Source organism: Butyricimonas muris, assembly GCF_046365375.1.
GTDB classification, from domain to species: domain Bacteria; phylum Bacteroidota; class Bacteroidia; order Bacteroidales; family Marinifilaceae; genus Butyricimonas; species Butyricimonas muris.
In genome coordinates, this window is sequence record NZ_JBKEIT010000028.1 from 1 (window position 1) to 643 (window position 643).

The following is a 643-nucleotide window of genomic DNA, read 5'->3' on the forward strand; positions in this document are numbered from 1 at the left end:
CAACCTCTTGCAAACAAGCAAGGGACTCCCCGCCGTAGCGGGGAAGTAACCATTAATCGATTGCATTATTTTTTGTTTCAGGCTCCTTGGCATTCAATGCCTCAACTACTCCTTCATAATAAACTCTTAGACGTAAAAACTCTCCGTTTTTAAAATCCCTCCTATTAATCCATTTTTTATCTGTCTCCTCTATCACGGGTTCCATTTTCATTATCTCTTGCTCTATCTTGTAATAGAAATCCATAGGAAGGGTTGGCCAAAAATCACGTTCTCCAACCTCTCCAAAAACTTCACCATGCTCCAAAGAAAACATGATTTTTTCCACTTTAAATTCCTTGTTCAAAATAAAACTGATCACAAGACTACCATCAGCAACAAACTCCTCGCGAGATAAACGCAAATTCTCCATTTTAACATACTTATACACGATCTCTCTTATTTGTTTTCTCATTTTCACTGGAGCGAGCTTCCCTCCGAAATGATACCAAAGAGTATCCTGAATATCTACATTTTTAATATTATAGAAGAAATCAGTTTTCATGACCCGATAAGCCACATTCTTACCTTTAACAATTTCTCCCGACTCTTTGCCTTTCACCACGTCACTTCTCGTTTCTTCCCGATTTTGAGAAAACGATATGCC

Annotated in this window: 1 protein-coding gene; it reads right to left on the bottom strand. The window is 38.1% G+C overall.

Annotation, left to right across the window (positions count from 1 at the left end):
* Positions 1 to 52 precede the first annotated feature (52 nt).
* The coding region (locus ACK8P8_RS22205) for a hypothetical protein (protein ID WP_410026332.1) at positions 53 to 643 on the bottom strand (591 nt) is incomplete at its 5' end.